The 18,861-nt window shown below is 66.1% G+C and carries 13 protein-coding genes; 11 read left to right on the top strand and 2 right to left on the bottom strand.

Features of this window, described 5'->3' with window-relative positions; genetic code table 11:
* The first annotated feature begins 2 nt into the window (after window positions 1-2).
* From maiA to E0504_RS18570, 8 genes are all read left to right on the top strand, one after another.
* Window positions 3-638: a maleylacetoacetate isomerase gene (gene maiA, locus E0504_RS18605; protein ID WP_131625672.1), complete on the top strand. Its 636-nt coding sequence runs from the start codon at window positions 3-5 to the stop codon at window positions 636-638.
* On the top strand, window positions 635-1,642 hold the full coding sequence (locus E0504_RS18600) for a fumarylacetoacetate hydrolase family protein (protein WP_131625237.1): 1,008 nt from the start codon (window positions 635-637) through the stop codon (window positions 1,640-1,642). Before maiA ends, E0504_RS18600 begins: the two co-directional genes overlap by 4 nt.
* Window positions 1,643-1,703: 61 nt before the next feature.
* A complete protein-coding gene (locus tag E0504_RS18595; protein WP_131625236.1) occupies window positions 1,704-2,471 on the top strand; it encodes an SDR family NAD(P)-dependent oxidoreductase in 768 nt (255 codons plus the stop codon).
* A 169-nt stretch (window positions 2,472-2,640) separates the two neighbouring features.
* Window positions 2,641-4,137, top strand: coding sequence for an MFS transporter (locus E0504_RS18590; RefSeq protein WP_282595933.1), 1,497 nt, complete (start codon window positions 2,641-2,643; stop codon window positions 4,135-4,137).
* Window positions 4,138-4,150: 13 nt separating this feature from the next.
* Complete coding sequence (locus tag E0504_RS18585) at window positions 4,151-5,362, top strand: acyl-CoA dehydrogenase family protein (RefSeq protein ID WP_131625235.1); 1,212 nt, start codon at window positions 4,151-4,153, stop codon at window positions 5,360-5,362.
* 13 nt (window positions 5,363-5,375) lie between these two features.
* On the top strand, window positions 5,376-6,443 hold the full coding sequence (locus E0504_RS18580) for an acyl-CoA dehydrogenase family protein (RefSeq protein ID WP_131625234.1): 1,068 nt from the start codon (window positions 5,376-5,378) through the stop codon (window positions 6,441-6,443).
* Window positions 6,444-6,577: 134 nt separating this feature from the next.
* A complete protein-coding gene (locus tag E0504_RS18575; RefSeq protein ID WP_131625233.1) occupies window positions 6,578-7,750 on the top strand; it encodes an MFS transporter in 1,173 nt (390 codons plus the stop codon).
* Window positions 7,751-7,924: 174 nt separating this feature from the next.
* On the top strand, window positions 7,925-10,768 hold the full coding sequence (locus E0504_RS18570) for a TonB-dependent receptor (protein ID WP_131625232.1): 2,844 nt from the start codon (window positions 7,925-7,927) through the stop codon (window positions 10,766-10,768).
* Between the two features lie 77 nt (window positions 10,769-10,845).
* Here the strand turns inward: E0504_RS18570 and E0504_RS18565 are convergent, their stop codons facing one another.
* The gene (locus tag E0504_RS18565) at window positions 10,846-12,093 is read right to left on the bottom strand and encodes a TetR/AcrR family transcriptional regulator (protein ID WP_131625231.1); all 1,248 of its coding nucleotides are present in this window, start codon (window positions 12,091-12,093) and stop codon (window positions 10,846-10,848) included.
* Window positions 12,094-12,100: 7 nt separating this feature from the next.
* Window positions 12,101-13,864 carry a class I adenylate-forming enzyme family protein gene (locus E0504_RS18560; RefSeq protein ID WP_131625230.1) on the bottom strand — a complete coding sequence of 588 codons (1,764 nt, stop codon included), beginning with the start codon at window positions 13,862-13,864 and terminating at the stop codon, window positions 12,101-12,103.
* A gap of 181 nt (window positions 13,865-14,045) precedes the next feature.
* Here E0504_RS18560 and E0504_RS18555 point away from each other — a divergent pair, with 181 nt between their 5' ends.
* Genes E0504_RS18555 through E0504_RS18545 form a run of 3 tightly spaced genes read left to right on the top strand, consistent with a single transcriptional unit; the run spans window position 14,046 to window position 18,845 of the window.
* A complete protein-coding gene (locus tag E0504_RS18555) occupies window positions 14,046-15,281 on the top strand; it encodes a serine hydrolase (protein WP_131625229.1) in 1,236 nt (411 codons plus the stop codon).
* A gap of 13 nt (window positions 15,282-15,294) precedes the next feature.
* On the top strand, window positions 15,295-17,334 hold the full coding sequence (locus E0504_RS18550) for a 3-hydroxyacyl-CoA dehydrogenase NAD-binding domain-containing protein (RefSeq protein WP_131625228.1): 2,040 nt from the start codon (window positions 15,295-15,297) through the stop codon (window positions 17,332-17,334).
* Between the two features lie 17 nt (window positions 17,335-17,351).
* Window positions 17,352-18,845 carry an acetyl-CoA acetyltransferase gene (locus E0504_RS18545; protein WP_131625227.1) on the top strand — a complete coding sequence of 498 codons (1,494 nt, stop codon included), beginning with the start codon at window positions 17,352-17,354 and terminating at the stop codon, window positions 18,843-18,845.
* Window positions 18,846-18,861: the final 16 nt, after the last annotated feature.

Raw genomic sequence — 18,861 nt, 5'->3', positions numbered from 1 at the left:
AGATGCGCCTGTGGGCCTATTTTCGCAGTTCGACCAGCTATCGGCTGCGGATCGCGCTGAACCTCAAGGGCCTCGAATACGAGGTCATTCCGGTGGACCTGCGCACCGCACAGCAGAAGGACGCCGGGTTTACCGCGCGCAACCCCTTCGGCAGCGTTCCCATGCTCGAGGCGGACGGACGCGACCGCGCGCAGTCGATGGCGCTGCTCGAATGGCTGGACGAGGCATACCCCGAACCCCCGCTGCTGCCCTCGGGGATGGAGGACCGCTACACCGCGCGCGAGCTTGCCTATGGCATCGCCACCGAAATCCACGCGGTGAACAACCTGCCGGTGCTCAATTATCTCAAGACCGAGCTCGGCCACTCGCAGGACGAGATCGACGTCTGGTATCGCCATTGGCTGGCGCGCACGCTCGATCCGGTCGAGGGGCTGCTGGCGCAGATCGGCACCGGCGATTTCCTGTTCGACGCGCCCGGCCTGTTCGAAGTCGTCCTGCTGCCGCAGGTCTACAATGCGCGCAAGTTCGCGTTCGATTTCTCCCGCCACCCGCATATCGAGCGGATCGAGGCGGCGTGTCTCGCCCTGCCCGCGTTCCAGCGCGCCCACCCCGACAACCAACCGGATAGCCCGCAATGAAACTCGCCTCTCTCAAGCACGGCCGCGACGGCATGCTGGTCGTCGTATCCAAGGACATCACCCGCTATTCGTCGGCTGAGCATATCGCGCCGACGATGCAGTATGCGCTCGACAACTGGGCCGAGGTCGCACCGCAGCTGGAGGCGCTCTACCGTGACGTCGAGCACTGGACGGTGCCGTGCGGGCGCTTCCATGAACATGACGCCGCGTCACCCCTTCCCCGGGCGTATCAGTGGGCGGACGGCAGCGCGTACATCAACCACGTCGAACTGGTCCGCCAGGCGCGCGGCGCGCAAGTGCCCGAAAGTTTCTACCATGACCCGCTGATGTACCAGGGCGGCAGCGACGGTTTCCTGGCCCCCCGTGATCCCATCCCGCTCAAGGACACCGCCTGGGGCTGCGACATGGAGGGCGAGATCGCCGTCATCGTCGACGATGTGCCGATGGGCGTGTCGGCGGGCGAAGCGGCCGAGCACATCAAGCTACTGATGCTGGTCAACGACGTGTCGCTGCGCGGCCTCATCCCGGGTGAGCTGGAGAAGGGTTTCGGCTTCTTCCAGTCGAAGCCCGCCAGCGCCTTCTCGCCGGTCGCGGTGACTCCTGACGAGCTGGAAGATGCGTGGGCCAACAGCGTCATCAACCTGCCGCTGATGGTCGATTACAACGGCCAGCCGTTCGGCCGGGCCAACGCCGCGCAGGAAGCCACGTTCAACCTGGCCGATCTGGTCGCTCACGCCGCCAAGACCCGTAGCCTGTGCGCCGGATCGATCATCGGCTCGGGCACGGTGAGCAACAAGGGTGCCGATGGCGGCCCGGGCACGCCGGTCAGCGAGGGCGGCGCTGGCTACTCGTGCATCGCCGAGATCCGCATGATCGAGACCATTGCCGGCGGAAAGCCGACCACGCCCTTCATGCAGCCGGGCGATGTGGTGTCGGTCGAAATGCGCGATGCGCAGGGCCATTCGATCTTCGGCAAGATCGAGCAGGAGGTCGTCACCGCCTGATCGCGCTTGCGCGAAAACGCTTTCGAAATCATGGTATCCCGCAGATAACTGGGAGAGCACCATGACCGATCCGTTTGACCTCGCTGGCAAAGTCGCTGTCGTTACCGGCTCATCGCGCGGGATCGGCAAGGCCATTGCAGAGCAACTCGCCGCCCGCGGCGCGCGCGTGGTGGTTTCGAGCCGCAAGCAGGATGCATGCGAGGAGGTCGCCGCGGCGATCAACGCGCAGCATGGCGCAGGGCGGGCCATCGCGATCGCGGCCAGCATCTCATCGAAAGAAGCGCTGCAGGACCTTGTCGCGGGCACGCGCGAGCGGTTTGGCCCGATCGACATCCTGGTGTGCAACGCCGCGTCCAACCCGCACTACGGCTCGCTCGATACGATCGACGATGCGATGTTCCGCAAGACGCTCGACAACAACATACTGTCGAATCACTGGCTGATCCAGCTTGCCTTGCCCGATATGCGCGCGAAGCGGGACGGGGCAATCGTGGTGATCAGTTCGATCGGCGGTCTGCGCGGATCGACGGTGCTTGGCGCCTATACCATCACCAAGGCGGCCGACATCCAGCTGGTCCGTAACTACGCTGTCGAAAATGGCCAGCACGGCATCCGCGTGAATGGCATCGCGCCGGGCCTGGTAAAAACCGACTTCGCCAAGGCTCTGTACGAAAATCCGGAAGCCGAGAAGGCGGCGGTGTCGCGCACCCCCATGGGCCGTCTTGGCGTGCCTGATGACATCGCCGGTGCGGCGGTGTTTCTGGCGTCCCCGGCAGCGAGTTGGCTGACCGGACAGACGCTGGTCGTCGACGGCGGATCGACGGTCTAAACGCGCGCCGGTTGCACTCCCGCTTGCCGCCATTCCAGAAAGCGGTATGCTCGATTCGTTGAGCCGCGCACAAGCGGCCGGCGGGAGAGATGCAAGTGGTCTGGAAATCCGTCACTTCAGTTGAGAAGCGCATTTGCGGCAGGCTCGTCCTGGTATCGGGGGCTTTCGCTTGATCGCCCCGGGTTCTCTGCAGGGAGACGGCAGCCGGATTCCACTCGGTACGCGGCTGTCCTATGGCTTTGGCGCCGTGTCCAACGGGATCAAGAACGCCGCGTTCTCGACTTACCTGCTGCTGTATTACAATCAGGTGGTGGGCGTTTCGGCGGCGATCGTGTCGACTGCGATCGCCCTCACCCTGATCGTCGATGCCGTGGCCGATCCGTTCATCGGCCGCTGGTCGGACATGACCCGCTCGCGCATCGGGCGGCGGCACCCCTTCATTTTCGGGTCGGCGCTGCCCACCGCGTTCTTCTTCGTGCTCGCATGGTTTCCGCCGGACGGACTGTCGGACCTGGCGATGGGAGCATGGATCTTCGCGCTCGCCGCACTCACCCGCATGTCGATCAGCGCGTTTGAGATCCCCAGTTCGGCGATGGCGCCGGAACTGACCAGCGATTACGCGGAGCGCACGCGGCTGTTCTCGCTCCGTTATTTCTTCGGCTACGCCGGCACTTTCGGCTTCACCGCGTTCAGCCTGGCGTTTTTCTTCGTCGCGACGCCGGAGTTCCCGCGCGGGCAGCTCAACCCCGAAGGCTACGTCAAGTTCGCCTTTGCCGGCGGCGCGCTGATCTTCATCGCCATTCTCGTATGCGGATTGGGTACCGTGAAGCGGGTGTCACACATGCGGCAGGCGGAAGAAAGCGGACCGGGCGGCCTGCTGTCGCACGTGAAAGAAATGGGCGACGCGTTTCGCCACCCCGGCTTCCTCGCGATCTTCGGCTTCGGCGTGTTCAAGTACACCGCCATCGGCCTCTACAGTGCGACCACCCTGTATTTCGGCACGTACGTGTTCAAGCTGGGTGCCGGGCAGCTTGCGCTGCTCACCTTCGATTCCCTCGTCGCCGCCGCGATCGCGGCTCCGCTGGCCCCGAAGTTCTCGCGCTGGCTGGGCAAGCGCAACACGTCAGCGCTGATGGCCGTGTTCGGGGTCGCGCTCGGCCTCACGCCCCTCGCCCTCACCTACCTGCGGGTTTTCTTTGCCCCCGGCGATCCCATGCTGCTGCCGACGCTGTTCGTGATCGGCGCGGTGTACGGCTCGATGGTGGCGATATCGCTGATCAACACCAGCGCGATGCTGGCCGACGTGGTGGAAGACCACGCGGTCAAGACCGGCAAGCACACCGCCGGCGTGTTCTTCGCCGCGTCGAGCTTCATGCAGCAGTGTTCCAGCGCGCTCGGCATCCTGGCCGCGGGCCTCGTCCTGACCTGGTCGGGATTTCCCGAGAAGATCGCTCCGGAAGCGGTCACCCGCGCGATGGAGCAGAGCCTGCTGGCGCACTACATCCCCGTGGTGATGAGCTTGTGGATCATTGGCGCGCTGTTCCTGTTGTTCTATCCCATCGACGAGGCCAAGCACCGCGCGAATGTCGAACGGCTGAAAGCGCTCGAAGCTGAATCGCGTGAACAAGTCGTGCGTGACGGGGCCTTCGGCGCCCCTGCGAGATAACGAGGAGACTGACATGGCAACCCTGGCAGAGCCGCAAACGGCAAGCGCCGACGATACCTTCCGCGAGGAAGTGCGCAGCTTCCTGGCGGAAAACTTCCCCCCTGAACTGAAGAACAAGGGCAATGCGCTCGCCAGTGTGGAAGGCCCCACCCAGGAAGGCCCGGCCGAAAAGGCGTGGCGCGAAGCCATGGGTGCGCGCGGCTGGGGCGTGCCGACCTGGCCCAAGGAATACGGCGGCGGCGGACTAACCCGCAAGCAGGCGGCGATCCTTAACGAGGAAATGGCCAAGGCCGGCGCTTACAACCCGATCGGCGGCATGGGCGTGATGATGTTCGGCCCCACCCTGCTGGAATACGGCAGCGAGGAACAGAAGCAGGAGCATATTCCCCCGATCGCGCGGGGCGAGATCCGCTGGTGCCAGGGCTATTCGGAACCCAACGCCGGGTCCGACCTTGCGAACCTGCAGACCTTTGCCGAGGACAAGGGCGATCACTACCTCGTCAACGGGCAGAAAACCTGGACCAGCGGCGGCCAGTGGGCCGACAAGTGCTTCGCGATCGTGCGGACCGACCGCAGCGACAAGCATCACGGCATCTCGTTCATGCTGATCGACATGGATGCGCCCGGCGTGGAAGTGCGCCCGATCCAGATGATCAGCGGCATGAGCCCGTTCTGTGAAACATTCTTCACCGACGTGAAGGTGCCCAAGGAGAATCTGGTCGGGAAGGAAGGCCAGGGCTGGACCATCGGCAAGCGCCTGCTTCAGCACGAGCGCACCAACCTGTCCGGCGGCGGCAGCATGGCCCGGATGATGGGCTCAAGCCTCGCCGACACGGCCAAGAAATACGTCGAGACCGACGACACCGGCGCGATCGCCGACAAGACCCTGCGCGACAAGATCGCCGATTTCGAGATCCGCTGGCAGAGCTTCCTGCTCACCGCCAAGCGCGCGGTGGAGGAAAGCAAGGCGGCCGGCGGCGTGTCCGAAATCAGCTCGGTGCTCAAGAAACTCGGCACCAAGCTCGGCCAGGAACGTGCCGAACTGATGATCGAGATCCAGGGCCTGCAGGGCCTTGGCTGGGAAGGCGAAGGCTTCACCGACGGCGAACTGGCGGGCGTGCGCGCCTGGCTGTTCGGCAAGGCGACCACGATCTACGGCGGCTCGACCGAGATCCAGAACAACATCATCGCCAAGCGCGTGCTTGGCATGCTCGACCACCAGTAAGGGGGCCGCGAAGATGGCTATCTTGAACGAAGAACAGGAAATGCTGCGCGACATGGCGCGCGGCTGGGCGACCAACGAGAACCCGATCACCGCCTGGCGCAAGGTGCGCACGGAGAAGCCGGCCGAAGGCTACTCGCCTGACGTCTGGCGGACGATGGGCGAGATGGGCTGGGCCGGGATCGTCATCCCCGAAGAGTTCGGCGGCAGCGATTTCGGCTGGATGAGCGCTGGCCTGGTGGTGGAGGAGCTCGGCAAGACGCTCACCGCCAGCCCGATGATCGCCAGCACCCTGGCAGCCAGTGCGATCGTGATGGGCGGCAGCGAAGAACAGAAGCAGAAATGGCTGCCCCGGCTCGCCACGGGCGAAGTGGTCGGCACGCTCGCGTTCGATGAAAGTCCGCGGCACACGGGCCGGTATTCGGTTGCCGTCGATGGCGGCAAGCTGTCCGGCACGAAGGCGTTCGTCCACGAAGCGCATGGCGCGACCCTGTTCGTGGTCGCTGCGGCGGACGGGCTCTATCTGGTCGAAAAGGGCGACGGCGTGTCGCTGTCGGACCGCAAGTTGACCGATCAGCGCAGCCACGCCGAAGTCACCTTCAATGGGGCGGCGGCGGACAAGCTGGCGAACGGCAGGGAGGATCTGGTTGACCAGGTGCTCGACCGTGCGCGCATCCTCACCGCGGCCGAGATGCTGGGCATGGCGCAGCAGGTGTTCGACGTGACCCTCGATTACCTGAAGCAGCGCGTGCAGTTCAACCAGGTGCTCGCCAGCTTCCAGGCTTTGCAGCACCGGATGGCGGACCTGTTCGGCGACCTGGCGATGATGCGCTCGGCGGTCGAAGGGGGTCTTGAAGCGCTAGATGGCGGTTACGGCATTCCCCGCGCCGCGACGGTCGCCAAGGCCGAAGCGAACCGCGTGCTCCACACGATGAGCCGCGAGGGCATCCAGCTGCACGGCGGCATCGGCATGACCGATGAATACGATGTCGGCTTCTTCCTCAAGCGCGCGCGCGTGCTGGAGGCGAGCTGGGGTTCCACCGGCTATCTGAAGAACCGGTTTGCCACCCTGGCGGGCTACTGAGTTCGGTTGATCCTGTCGAAGACGACGTCCTCGCCCTTCGGGGCGGGGACGACGCCTTCGCGCGCCACGACCGGTTCGTCGCGGACAACCTGAAGCGCAATTACACCGCGAATTTCATCCACGGCGTGCTGGGAATGACCGGCTTCCGCCTGATCTACGCGCCGACCATCATCCCCGCTTACCTGCTGGCGATCACCGGCAGCGCGGCGGCGGTCGGGCTCGGCACCGCACTGCTCCAGCTTGGCGCCACCATCTCGCCGATCCTGTCGGGCGCACGGATCGAGCATCGCAGCCACATCCTGCCGTATTCGATCCGCGTCGGATCGATGATGCGGCTGGCCATCCTCGGCCTTGCCCTTGCCGGCTGGTTCCTGACCGGCGAGGTGCTGGTCATGGTCACGCTGGCGCTGTTCGCGTTCCTGGGCTTCTTCAACGGCGCCCAGCGTGTCGCCTTCCAGATGATCATGGCCAAGGTTATCCCGATCGACCGGCGGGGCCGGTTGCAGGGGTACCGGAACCTTGCCGGCGGGCTGATCGCGGCGGTGCTGGCGTGGGTCGCGGGCAAGTACTTCATTGCGGAGGAGTGGCTGGGGAACGGTTACTCCACCACCTTCCTGTTCGCCTTCGCGCTGACCAGCGCGGGGCTGCTGGTGCTGCAGACGATGATCCGCGAGCCCGCTGCGCCGGCGTCGCGCCCGGTCATCCCGTTGCGCGAGCGGATCCGCCAGTTCCCGCAGCTGCTGGAGGACAAGGACTTCGCCCGCTTCATCGCGGCGCAGGCCTGCTCCACCGCGATCCGCATCGGCGGGCCGTTCTGGACGATCTACGCCGCGCAGCGGCTGGGGATGACCGGCGCGCTCATCGGCGGGCTCAGCTTCGCGTTCCTTGGCGCGGATACCTTGTCGAACCTGTTGTGGGGCCCGATGGGCGACCGGCTGGGCTTTCGCATCGTCTACATCCTGTCGCTCGCCAGCGCGGCGGCGGGCGTGATCCTGCTGATGACGCTGGGCACGGCGGCGGCGATCTACACGGCGTTCATCCTGCTGGGCATCGGCGGATCGGGCTGGATGCTGGCGTCGACGACGATGGTGCTCGAATTCGGCGCGCACGAGGACATTCCCATGCGGCTGGCATTCGTCACCACCGCGGAAGGCGCGGTGGCGGCGATCGGTCCGGTCCTCGCGGGGCTGCTGGTTGCCGTCGCCGGGTTCGGCCCGCTATTCGCGCTGGTGCTCGCGAGCATCGCCCTGGCGCTGGTCCTGATGATATTTGCGGTACGCGAGCCGCGCGGGCGCACGCACGGTTGATCTTTCGCGGCGCAGGCGTTGCCCGCCCGCCTCACCTATCTGCAAAGAACCGAAAATACGCCATCAGGCGCTGCTCCCGGCTTGACAGGTTACCCGCCTTCACCTTTCAGATTCGAGGAACGGGTACCCATCGCCTGATGGCGAGCACCCGTCCCCAAGGGAGATAGAAGACCGATGATTAAGGCTAATCTGCGCCATACCTGTGCCTGCTTCGCAATTGCGGCAGGACTTTTCGGGGTGAGTTCCGCTCACGCGCAAGACACCTCCGCCGCCGCCGTGACCGATGAGTCCGCCGAAGTGCTCGAAGAGAGCGTCGACGATGTCGGCATCGTCGTCACCGCGCAGGGCCGCGCACAGGCGCTGGCCGACGTGCCGGTCGCGATTTCCGCAGTGAATGCAGAGACGCTGCAGAACTCGGGTGCCAACGACATCCGGCAGCTCAATCAGGTCGCCCCGTCGCTCCTCGTGTCCTCGACCGGCAGCGAGGCGAATGCCTCGCCCCGTATCCGCGGCATCGGCACCGTCGGCGACAACCCCGGCCTCGAAAGCTCGGTCGTCGTGTTCATCGACGGCGTGTACCGTTCGCGTTCGGGCATCGGCCTCAATGAACTGGGTGAGATCGACCGTGTCGAGGTACTGCGCGGGCCGCAGGGAACCCTGGGCGGCCGCAATTCCTCGGCCGGCCTGATCTCGATCATCTCGAAGCAGCCTTCGTTCAGCGGGTTTTCCGCTGGCGGCGAAGCGACGTACGGCAACTACGATTACCTGCGTCTGGCCGGCAACGTGAACGTGCCGATCGGCGATACCGTGGCCGCCCGGGTCGACGGCGTGTTCGTGCAGCGTGACGGGTTCTACCGCGATCCCGCGAACGGCACCCGCGTCAACGACCGCGATCGCTATTTCCTGCGTGGGCAGCTGCGCTTCGAGCCGACCAGCGACATCAGCGTCCGCCTGATCGGCGACTACACCAACCGCGAGGAATCATGCTGCGGTGCGGTCTATGTCGATCGCTCAGTCAACCCGTTCATCGGCAATCTCAACGAGCCGGTGGCGTCGGTGAATGCGGGCGCCGGGACGTTCGGCAACGGCAACAACATCATCAACGTGCTGCGCGACCTGGGACAGAACCCGGCCGCGTTCAACCAGGGGTACGAGCGTACGCTGTCGGTCACTCCGGGCCGCAGCTACGACGGCAAGACCGAGGACTGGGGTCTTTCGGGACAGGTCGAATGGAACCTGGGCGGCGCATCGCTGACCTCGATCACCGCATACCGCGATTACTACAACGAACAGGCGGGCGACGTCGATTACAGCACGGTCGACATCCTGTACAACGCGGCCGACGGCAACAACCGGCGTGGGTTCAGGACCTTCACGCAAGAGCTGCGCCTGAACGGCGAAGCGTTCGATGGCAGGCTCGACTGGCTCGTCGGCGGCTTTTACGCGGACGAGAAATTCCGCGGGAAGAGCAACCTGCGTTTCGGCAGCCAGTACGGCCGCTTCGCCGCTTGCCGTGCCGTGTCCGGCGGGACGCTGGCTGCGGGCTATTCGCCGACCAGCGCGGGCTGCCTTGCCCCGGCCATTCGCGGCGCCCTCAACGCCGGGTTCGTGCCCGGTATCTCGGCTGGAGTGGGACAGACCCTCACCGCCGCGTTTGACCGGCTGGATTCGATCAGCGATCGGGGGAGCACGACGGACTTCTACCGGCAGGACAGCCGCAGCTTCGCAGCGTTCACGCACAACATCCTGCACGTCACCGACACGGTCGATCTGACGCTGGGCCTGCGCTACACCAATGAACGCAAGAAGTTCAGCGCCACGTTCGGCAACGACAACACGGCGTGCGTTGCCCAGCAGGCGGCGCTTGGGCCCTTCCTCGCCACCGGTCTGGCGGCCACGGCGGGCGGGCTGATCTCGCTGACGTGCCAGGGCAATTCGACCAGCGAGCTGAACGGCGTCAGCATCAACGACCAGCGCAAGGAAGACGAGTTCACCGGCACCGCCGTCCTCTCGTGGAAGCCGATAGACGATCTGCTGGTCTACGGCAGCTATTCGCGCGGGTACAAGGCGGGAGGGTTCAACTTCGACCGCTCGGCGCTCAAGGCACCGATCCTGTCGTTCGCCAGCTTCGGCGGCGGCAATGCGCAGGCCGGCGCTCAGGCGCTGGTCGGCAATCTCCAGTTCGACCCGGAAACGGTGAACGCGTTCGAGATTGGCGCGAAGTACGCGACCGGGCCCTTCTCGCTGTCGGGCGCGCTGTTCCGTCAGCAGTTCAGCAACTTCCAGCTGAACACGTTCGACGGCACCGTCTTCATCGTCCAGAACATCAACGGCTGCTCTTCTGATCTGAACGGTGCCGACCGTGACCAGAGCAAGTTCACCGGCGCTCCCAACTTCAACGCCGGGGCCAGCGCCAGCGGTGCTTGCGCTGCGGACGATGTGACGTACGGCGTGCGTTCGCAGGGCGTCGAGCTGGAGGCGCAACTGGTGCCGTCGGACGACATCCGGGTGGCGCTCGGCATGACCTATGCCGACACGAAGTACCGCCGGAACCTGGTCGGCACGGAGGATGGCGCGCCGCTCAACCAGGCGCTGCGCAAGCTGCCGGGGGACAACCTGTCCAACGCGCCGCAGATCACCACCACGGCCTCGTTCGCCTATACCCCGGAACTCGGCAACAGCGGCCTGTCGGCCCTGTTCTATGTCGATGGCCGGATGACCGGCGACTACAACACGGGGTCCGACCTGTTCCCGCAGAAGGAGCAGGATGGCTACGCGCTGTTCAACGCCCGCATCGGCCTCCGCGGTCCCGATCAGCGCTGGTCGGTCGAGCTGTGGGGACAGAATATCTTCAACAAGGACTACGCTCAGGTCGCCTTCAACTCGCCGTTCCAGGAAGGCGCGGTCTCGACGACGGCTGCGTTCGCCGATCCGCAGTACCCGGGCGGCCGGCAGATCTATTCGCAGTTCCTCGCGGAGCCGCGGACTTACGGTGTGACCCTGCGCAGCCAGTTCTGATCGCAGGCTAATTGATCGGGAAGGGGCCGGGTACCGCGAGGTATCCGACCCCTTTTCGTTGCCACAAATCTAGTTATTCAGCCGACTTCGGGCGGATCGGTGAACACGCCCGCGCACAGCGTCCAGGCATACAGTTTGACCGCCAGCGCAGGGTCCGGCTGCCGGGCCGCCCAGCCGCGCGCCTCGTACGCGGCGTTCAGGGCCGGCATGATCAGCTGGCTCGCCACCAGGGGATCGACCGCGCGCACCGACCCGTCGGCGATCCCGTCGGACAACATCCCGGCAAAGCGATTGGCCAGCCGGTTTGACCGCACGACGACGCTGCCCCGATCCCCCATTGGCAGCGCCTGCAGCGCCGTGGTCCGCAGCAGCGGCATCGGATCGTGGAACTGCAGGTCGATCAGCTCTGCCAGCGCACTGGCGGTGCGCGTCCACCCGTCCCCCGCCAGCTCTCGCGCAGCCAGCTGAACCGCTGACAGGCGATCGTAACTGCGCTGGAAACACGCGAAGACCAGATCGTCCTTGGCGTTGTGATGGTGATAGAAACTGCCTTTGGTGACATTCAGCGCCGCCGCGATGCGGTTGACCGATGCGCCCCGGTAACCGCGCTGATTGATCATCACGGTCGCCGACCGGAGGAATGCGCCGGTCGCGTCATCGTCGTCCCCGCCGCGCCAGGATTCGTTCGCCAGCGTCTGCGGCGACCAGCCCTGCCCCTCCCCCGCCAGGCCGCGGGCGAAGATATCGAACATCCGTGCTTCAAGGCGATCGAAGTCATGCGTCGAATAGCGCAGCGACCATACCGGCCACCAGAACATCGCTTCCAACAGGATGTGCGCGCGAGCCGTGTCCAGCGACCGCTTAAGGCCGCCGCGCCCGTCGCCGAAGAACGCGCGCACGTGATCGAGCACCCGCGCATATTGCGCCAGCAGCGGCGCCTGCGCGGCTTCGCCCAGTGTGCGGATTTCGCTGAGCGCGGTGATCAGCCCGCTCTCGCCGCCGCGAATCCGGCGGCGGAGCGCGACGTGCGCGCGCACGAACGAGCGCACCCGTTCCTGCGGCGTCGGCTGCGCGGCAGCCTCCGCCGCCGCTGCTTCGAGCCATTCCAGCGTCGCTTCGTAGACCGCGACCACCAACTTGTCCTTGCGGTCGAAGTAATAGGTGATGCTGGTGGCGTTGAGCCCGACCGAGCGCGCAAGCTCGGCGAACGTGGTGCCCTTGACCCCCAGTTCGTTGATCAGCGCGGACGCTGCATGGATGACATCCTGCCGCCGCCGTTCGAAGCGGTCGGTCTCGCTAGGCCTGGCGTGGGTCCCCTCTCCCATCGCCAGGTCAGCTTTGTTCTGGCGGCTGTTCGAAGAGCGCCTTCAGGTCCTTCTTCAGGATCTTGCCGTTGGCGTTGCGCGGCAGCGTGTCCGCGCTGAACAGGATCCGGACCGGCACCTTGAACTTGGCCAGCCGCTCGGCAACCCAGGCCTGCAGTTCGGCCTCGGTGGCGGTCGTGCCGGGTGCGAGGTGGACCACCGCCGCCGGTTCTTCGCCCAGCTGCTGATGCGGGATACCCACCAGCGCCGCGTCGGTCACCGCGGGGTGATCGTAGAGGACGTTCTCGACTTCGGACGAATAGATGTTCTCGCCCCCGCGCAGGATCATGTCCTTGGCCCGGTCGACGATGTAGCAGAAGCCCTCCTCATCGACCCTGGCGAGGTCGCCGGTCCGCACCCAGCCGTCGATGAACGTCTCGGCAGTGGCTTCAGGATTGTTCCAGTACCCCTTCACCACCATCGGCCCGCGCGCATAAAGCTCGCCCACTTCCCCGACGGCAAGCTCCTCCGTGCCGTCCTCGTTCATGATCTTGAGATCCGCGACCGCGACCGGCGGGCCGCAGCTGGTGGGGCGGTTGAGGTAGTCTTCGCTCGAGTGGCCGGTGACGGTCGCCATCGTTTCGGTCATGCCCCAGCCGTTGCCGGGGAGCGCGCCGAAGATGTCGCGGATCTTGCGCACCAGTTCCGGAGCCGAGGGCGCGCCGCCGTACGCGATCGCCTCCAGGCTGGAGAGGTCGTAGTTCTCGCGGTCGGGATGCTCGATCAACTGCCACGCGATCGTCGGCACCCCGCCGGTCACGTTGACCTTCTCGCACTCGATGATCTGGAACGCCTTCACCGGATCCCACCGGTGCATGAACACCAGCGTGTTGCCCGCCGCCAGCGTGCCCATCAGGGTGGCCGAGCAGGCGGTGACATGGAACAGCGGGATCACCGTCAGCGCGGTCTTGGGCACCGGGTCGGGTGGTACCTCTCCGCGCCGCAGCACCGACACCGTGGCGTTGTAGGCGCCAGAGAAAATGTTGGTCACGAGATTGCGGTGCGTGCCGAGCGCGCCCTTGGGCTTGCCAGTGGTGCCGCTGGTGTAGAAAATCGTCGCGTCGTCGTCCGCTGCGATGTCGACCGGGGGAAGCTCCGCGTCCGGCAGGTTCTTCCATTCGCCGGTAGTGCCGATGAGTTCCTCCAGCCGCGCCGCGGGGGGAGCGAGGTCACCCAGGCAGCGGCTGACGAAAACGTGGCGCAGCGAGGGGATGTCGCCAGTGTGCGGGGCGATGCGGTCCCACCGCTCCGCATCGCAGATCAGCACCGTGGTGCCCGAATCCGCCAGGCCGTAGGCGAGCTCGCCGCCGGTCCACCAAGCGTTGAGCGGGACGCACACCGCACCGATCGTCACGCTTGCGAAGAAAGCTACCGGCCATTCGGGCAGGTTGCGCATCGCCAGCGCGACCCGATCGCCCTTCTTCACGCCGTGCGCCTGCAGCACCTGCGCCAGCTTTGCCACCGCGCGGTGGAACGCGGCATAGGTCACCCGCTCATCTTCGTAGATGGTGAACTCGCGGTCCCCGTGCGTGCGCGCGACCATCATCAGCGCGCGCAGGTTTTCCGGCGCGTTCTTCCACACCCGCGTGGGGACGCCGCGGATGGTGATCGTCTCCATTTCGAATCGCTCGCCAGGCGCGGTGAGCTTGTCCTGGATCTGTCCGCGGCTCATCGCGGGCCAGCCCGCGGGCGGCGTCCAGCCGAGAACCTCGGCCAGGTTGGTGTCAGGCATCGCTTTCCCTTATGCTTATGTCTTTGGCCTGACTGTATGAGCAATCGCGCCGCGTTCGCAAGCGGGCTTTCCAGATGCAGGTATGGCGGCAAGCGGCGGAGAGTATTTGCCCTGATCGGAAAGCTGGGTATGGCTTGACCGCAAGAGCGCCGATGGGCGCCATGCGGGAGAGAATCGCATCATGCTGGACACCACCACTGCCACCGCGCTGGGGTTCGATCAGGATCGGCTGAATCGGATCGAGCCATTTCTGCGCACCGCCTATCTCGACAGCGGCCGCCTGCCGATGATGCAGGTGTCGGTCGCCCGCGACGGCGAGATCGCCTATCGCGCGCAGATGGGCGTGATGGGCGAAGGGCGCGAGGACCTGCGCGACGACGCGCTGTTCCGCATCGCCAGCATGACCAAGCCGGTCACCTCGATCGCGTTCATGCAGCTGGTCGAACAGTGCAAGGTCGCGCTGGAAGACCCGGTGACAAAGGTGTTCCCGGAATTCAGGAACCTGTCGGTCTACGCCGGCGGAGGCGGCAGCGGGGCGCCATTCGTGCCGGGCGCGGCGGCGGGGCCGATGCGGTTCGTCGACCTGCTCACCCACATGAGCGGCCTGACCTACGGCTTCCAGCAACGCAGCAACGTCGATGCCGCCTATCGCGAGAGCAATTTCGACTTCGCCCGCGCGCAGCTCGACAGTGACGAATACATCGCCAAGCTCGCCAAGATCCCGCTCGAGTTTTCGCCCGGCGACCGATGGAATTACTCGGTCTCGACCGACGTGCTGGGCGTCGCGGTGGAGCGGCTCAGCGGCATGCGGCTGGGCGATTATTTCCAGCAGCACATCTTCGCACCCCTGGGCATGACCGACACCCGGTTCGGCGCGGAAGGCCAGCTTGAGCGGCTGGTGGACGCGTATCAGTACGTGCCCGGCCAGCCCGCCAAGCTGATCGACGCGGGCCGCACCAGCCGGCTGGGCCAGGCGGGCAAGTTCGACAGCGGCGGCGGCGGCCTGGTCGGCACCATCGCCGATTACGAGAATTTCTGCGCCATGCTGATCGGCCGCGGGGAGTTGAACGGCGCGCGGATCATCGCGCCCAAGACGCTCGACCTGATGACCGCCAACCACCTGCCCGGCGGCCAGGACCTGACGCAGCTGTCCCAGAGCCTGTTCTCCGAAAGCCAGAACGCCGGGGTCGGCTTCGGCCTGGGCTTTGCCTGCGTGATCGATCCCGCCAAGACCCTGATGCCGTCGAGCAAGGGCGAATTCTACTGGGGCGGCGCCTATTCGACCGCGTTCTTCGTCGATCCGGTGGAAGGCATCTCGATGGTGTTCATGACCCAGGTCTATCCGTCGAGCGCCTATCCAGTGCGCCGCCAGCTCAAAACCCTGATCTATTCCGCGCTGTCCGACAGCCGCGCTTGAGGAGCCTGAGAAAATGACCGATCCGATTTCCTCCCACCGTGACGGCGAAGTGCTGGTCGTCGTGTCCAACAACCCCCCGGTCAACGCGCTCGGCCAGGCGGTGCGCGCCGGCCTCAAGCGCGAGGTCGAGGCCGGCCTCGCCGACGACAGCGTCAAGGCGATCGTGATCCGCTGCGACGGGCGCACGTTCTTCGCCGGGGCCGACATCACCGAATTCGGCAAGGCGCCGCAGGGCCCCAGCCTGCCTGAAACGCTCGATGCGATGGAGGCGAGCGACAAGCCGGTGGTCGCCGCGATCCACGGCACGGCGCTGGGCGGCGGGTGCGAAGTCGCGCTCGCCTGCCACTACCGCGTCGCGGTGCCGAGCGCGAAGCTCGGCCTGCCCGAAGTCAAGCTCGGCCTGATCCCGGGCGCCGCAGGCACCCAGCGCATGCCGCGCCTGGTCGGTGCCGAAGCCGCGCTGCCGCTGGTCGTCGGCGGCGATCCGATCAGCGCCAAGAAGGCTGAAAGCATCGGCTTGCTCGATGCGATCGTCGGCGAGGACAGCCTGGAGGTTGATGCCGTCGCCTTCGCCCGCAGCAAGATCGGCCAGCCGGTCCCGCGCGCCTCGGAAGGCACCAAAAACCAGGACGGGGTGCGCGATCCCGACATCTTCGATAAATTCCGCGCTAGCCAGGCGCGCAAGATCCGCGGCTTCGACGCGCCCAACGCCGCGATCGAGGCGGTCAAGGCGGCGGGCGAGCTCCCCTACGCCGAAGGCGTGAAGAAAGAGCGCGAGCTGTTCGGCAAGCTGATGTCCGGCACCCAGTCCGCCGCCATGCGGCATTACTTTTTCGCCGAGCGCGCCGCGAACAAGATCGACGACGTGCCCGCCGACACTCCGCTGATCCCGATCAAGCGGGTCGGCATCATCGGTGCGGGCACCATGGGCGGCGGGATCGGGATGAACTTCCTGACCGCTGGCATCCCGGTGACGATCCTGGAGATGCAGCAGGAAGCGCTCGACCGCGGCGCGAAGACCATCCGCAAGAATTACGAAAATACTGCCAAGCGCGGCCGCATGACCGAGGATGCGGTCGAAAAGGCGATGGGCCTGCTCAAGCCGACGCTCGACTACTCCGAACTGGCCGACTGCGACCTGGTGATCGAGGCCGTGTATGAGAACATGGACGTCAAGAAACAGGTCTTCGCCAAGCTAGACGAGGTGGTGAAACAGGGCGCGATCCTGGCCTCCAACACCAGCTACCTCGACATCGACGAGATCGCGACCGCCACCAAGCGGCCCGGCTATGTCGTGGGCATGCACTTCTTCTCACCCGCCAACGTGATGAAGCTGCTGGAGATCGTGCGTGGGCGTGAAACCCGGCACGACGTGCTGGCGACGGTGATGAAGCTCGCCAAGACCATCGGCAAGGTCGCCGCGGTGTCGGGCGTGTGCCCCGGGTTCATCGGCAACCGGATGCTCAGCCCGCGCCAGCAACAGGCCAACGCGCTGATCATGGAAGGCGCGAATTACTGGGACATCGACGACGTCCTGCTCGAATTCGGTTTCCCGATGGGGCCGTTCCAGATGGGCGACCTTGCCGGCACCGATATCGGCTGGCACCGCGATCCATCGAAGATCGAAACGATCCGCGATGCGCTGTGCGCCAAGGGCCGCTTCGGCCAGAAGGCTGGCAAGGGGTATTACGACTACGACGAGGCGCGCAACCGCACCCCGTCCGAAGAAACCAAGGCGATCATCGCCGATTTCGCTGCCAAGGAAGGCAAGCCGCAGCGCCAAATCAGCAAGGACGAGATCCGCGAGCGGCTGCTTTACCCCATGGTCAACGAAGGTGCGAAGATCCTCGACGAAGGCATGGCCCAGCGCGCGAGCGACATCGATGTGGTGTGGATCAACGGTTACGGCTGGCCGCTCTACACCGGCGGGCCGATGTTCTGGGCGGACACCATCGGGCTCGATACCGTGGTCGAAGGTCTCGAGAAGCACGATCTGCCGGTGAGCGGGTACCTGCGCCGCAAGGCCGAGGCGCACGAGAAGTTCAACCGCTGATGGATGACCGCACGCCGGTGATCGTCGGCGTCGGCCAGGTGGTCGAGCGGATCGGAGAGGCGGACTGGCAGGGCCGGTCCGCCGCCGATCTGGCCGCCTGGGCCGCTGAACGCGCCATCGACGATGCGGGCACGGCCTCTGACCTCAAACCGCTGATCGAGGTCGTCTCCGCGATCCGCACGTTCGAGGATTCAGGCGCCGCGCCCGCGCCCTTCGGCAAGCCGGACAAGTTTCCGCTGGCAGTCGCGCGCCGCGTTGGCCTGGCGCCGAAGCGCGCGATCCTGGAAGCGGTCGGCGGTCAGTCGCCGGTCACCGCCCTGGTCGAGATGGCGGAGCGGATCGCCCGCGGCGAGATCGCGGCCGGCCTGGTGTTCGGGGCCGAGGCGATCTCGAACACCCGCCACCTCTCCACCCAAGGCGAGAGCCCCGACTGGGCCGAGCACGACGACGGCGGGATGGAGGATCGCGGTTCGGCGCGGATGCTCACCCCGCTTGGCATCCGGCACGGCATCGTCAGCGCGCCGATCGCGTACGCGCTGCTGGAGAACGCCCGCCGCGCCCGCTTGGGCTTGAACCGCGAGGACTACCGCGCCGCCATGGGCGAACTGTTCGCGCCGCTGAGCGCGGTGGCCGCGGCCAACCCGTATTCGAGCGCCGCGAGCGAGCCCTTGTCGGCGGAAGAGATCGCCACGGTCACCCCGAAGAACCGGATGATCGCCGATCCTTTCCCGCTGAAGGTCGTCGCCCGCGACCAGGTCAACATGGGTGCCGCGATGCTGGTAATGTCGGCCGCCGCAGCACGCGAAGCGGGCATCGCCGAGGATCGCTGGGTTTATATCCACGGCGCCGCGCACGCTGCCGAGCCCGACATCCTCGAGCGCGCCGATCCGGGCGCCTATCCCGCCGCCGAAGCCGCGCTGGACGCAGCGCTGGCAGCGGCCGGCAAGCGGATCGACGAAGTCGCGGTGCTCGATTTCTATTCGTGCTTCCCCGTCGCGGTGTTCTCGACGGCGATCGACCACCTCGGCCTGTCGCCCGACGATCCGCGCGGCCTGACGGTGACGGGCGGCCTTCCCTACTTCGGCGGCGCGGGCAACGGCTATTCCAGCCACGCGATCGCCAGCGTGGTCGAACGGCTGCGCGCGAACGCGGGCGCATACGGTCTGATCGGCGCCAACGGCGGGTTCCAGAGCAAGTACGCGGCGCTCGTCCTGTCCACCGAGCCGGCGACGTTCGGGGGCTGGAGCGAAGCCGTCCAGCACCGCCCGGCCGCGCCCGACCTCGTCGAACTGGTCGCGCGCACCGGCACGATCGACACCTACACCGTAGTGCATGATCGCGCGGGGCCGAGCTACGCGGTGGTGATCGGCCATCTGCCTGACGACCGCCGCTTCATCGCGCGCAGCGACGAGGCCGAGACGCTGGCCTTGATGGGAGCGCACGACCCCCTCGGTCGGCAGGTCACGCTCACCAATGACGGCGCGCGGAACGCGTTCACACTCGCCGATTGACCCGCTAGCCTGCCGC

Source organism: Parafrankia sp. BMG5.11, assembly GCF_004337455.1.
This window is presented reverse-complemented; position numbering and strand designations above follow the sequence as displayed.

Bases quoted from the DNA above. Each gene is read 5' to 3' on its own strand.
- maiA (WP_131625672.1), top strand. From the start codon at position 3: ATGCGCCTGTGGGCCTATTTTCGCAGTTCGACCAGCTATCGGCTGCGG.
- E0504_RS18565 (WP_131625231.1), bottom strand. From the start codon at position 12,093: ATGGGAGAGGGGACCCACGCCAGGCCTAGCGAGACCGACCGCTTCGAA.
- E0504_RS18555 (WP_131625229.1), top strand. From the start codon at position 14,046: ATGCTGGACACCACCACTGCCACCGCGCTGGGGTTCGATCAGGATCGG.
- E0504_RS18580 (WP_131625234.1), top strand. From the start codon at position 5,376: ATGGCTATCTTGAACGAAGAACAGGAAATGCTGCGCGACATGGCGCGC.
- E0504_RS18595 (WP_131625236.1), top strand. From the start codon at position 1,704: ATGACCGATCCGTTTGACCTCGCTGGCAAAGTCGCTGTCGTTACCGGC.
- E0504_RS18550 (WP_131625228.1), top strand. From the start codon at position 15,295: ATGACCGATCCGATTTCCTCCCACCGTGACGGCGAAGTGCTGGTCGTC.
- E0504_RS18600 (WP_131625237.1), top strand. From the start codon at position 635: ATGAAACTCGCCTCTCTCAAGCACGGCCGCGACGGCATGCTGGTCGTC.
- E0504_RS18575 (WP_131625233.1), top strand. From the start codon at position 6,578: ATGACCGGCTTCCGCCTGATCTACGCGCCGACCATCATCCCCGCTTAC.
- E0504_RS18560 (WP_131625230.1), bottom strand. From the start codon at position 13,864: ATGCCTGACACCAACCTGGCCGAGGTTCTCGGCTGGACGCCGCCCGCG.
- E0504_RS18585 (WP_131625235.1), top strand. From the start codon at position 4,151: ATGGCAACCCTGGCAGAGCCGCAAACGGCAAGCGCCGACGATACCTTC.
- E0504_RS18570 (WP_131625232.1), top strand. From the start codon at position 7,925: ATGATTAAGGCTAATCTGCGCCATACCTGTGCCTGCTTCGCAATTGCG.